The following is a 1,338-nucleotide window of genomic DNA, read 5'->3' on the forward strand; positions in this document are numbered from 1 at the left end:
CGGTTGAGCGGGTCGAGGTTGAGCACCTGCCGCTGCCGCAGCAGCAGGTGCTCAACCTCGACCCGCTCAACCGCTTCAAGGAACCGCACCTCGCGCTCGACCTCAAGCCGCGCAGCGGCCCGATCGCCATCATGATCGAATATGTGATCCGGCGCGAGGACGAGGCGGAATTCCTCGCCACCATGGCCGAGCGCGGCCGCATCCGCCGCCGTGACGGCGCCCGCAACTGGACGCTGGCGCGCGATCTCGAAAATCCGTCGATCTGGATCGAGCATTACCACACGCCGACCTGGCTCGAATATGTCAGGCATAACGGCCGCATCACCCATGCCGATGCCATGGTCGGCGAACGCTTGCGGGCGCTGCACTCGGGCGACGAGCCGCCGCGCGTGCGCCGCGTCATCGAGCGCCCGACGACAGCCGGCACGGCTCTGGTGCCGGCCAAGGGACCGATCGAGCACTGACGACTCGGAGAACGCGGGCGGCTTATCCCTCCCCCGACAGGTCCCGGCGCGCCTTTTCGAGTTCCTCGGCATAGCGCCGCATCAAATGGCCCTCGGTCAGCAGACCGAGCACGATGTGGTCGGCGAAATCCTCGACCACGGCCAGTTCCTCGGCGCCGGCGCGCTGGAAGGTCTCGGCGGCGGCCTGCACGTTCATGCTCGGCACCAGCACGGCATCCTTGTACTGGGCAAGATCGCGCACGGTCGCCTCGCCTCCGGAAGGATCGCTGTGCAGTTCGGCCACGATCAGCACGCCGACATACTCATCCCCCGGATCGACGGCGATTACGCGCTGGGCCGACCCCAGCGGGAATTCCTTGCGGAAGGCGGCCAGCGTCGTCGACGCATCGATGGTCTTGATATCCTTGCGCATCATCGAGCCGACGGTCAGGCTGCGCATCCAGCCGACATCGTGGGCGCTGCGGATCGTCTCGCCGCGCAGGTGGAAGCGCCAGGTGGAGAACGAATAGCCGAAGGTCTCGCGCACCAGGATCGCCGCCATGATCGAGGCGGCCAGCACCACGCCGGTGAGCGTCAGGTCGCGTGTCGATTCCAGCGCCAGGAAGGTCATGGTCAGCGGACCGCCGACGACACCGACGGCAAGCGACGTCATGCCGACGACGGCGGCGACGGAGGGGTCGATGCCAGTGGCCGGCGAGACGAGCGCCATGACACCGGCAAACGCCTTGCCGAGCAGCGCGCCGAGGAACAGCGAGGCGAAGAACAATCCGCCGCGAAAGCCCGAGCCAAGCGAGATGGCCGACGCCGCCAGTTTCAGCACGAAGACGCTCGCCACCACCGCCAGCCCGTAATTCATGGCGAACTCGCGATGCAG

At 67.3% G+C, this 1,338-nt stretch carries 2 protein-coding genes; one reads left to right on the forward strand and one right to left on the reverse strand.

Going from position 1 to position 1,338, the window contains the following annotated elements; all coding sequences use genetic code 11:
- Nucleotides 1–464, forward strand: a 464-nt coding sequence (locus EOA36_RS35585) for an MFS transporter (RefSeq protein ID WP_189553548.1), incomplete at its 5' end; no start/stop codon positions are given.
- A gap of 22 nt (nucleotides 465–486) precedes the next feature.
- Here the strand turns inward: EOA36_RS35585 and EOA36_RS35590 are convergent.
- The coding region (locus EOA36_RS35590; RefSeq protein ID WP_145969521.1) for a chloride channel protein at nucleotides 487–1,338 on the reverse strand (852 nt) is incomplete at its 5' end.

It is taken from the genome of Mesorhizobium sp. M8A.F.Ca.ET.021.01.1.1 (genome assembly GCF_003998025.1).
GTDB lineage: Bacteria > Pseudomonadota > Alphaproteobacteria > Rhizobiales > Rhizobiaceae > Mesorhizobium.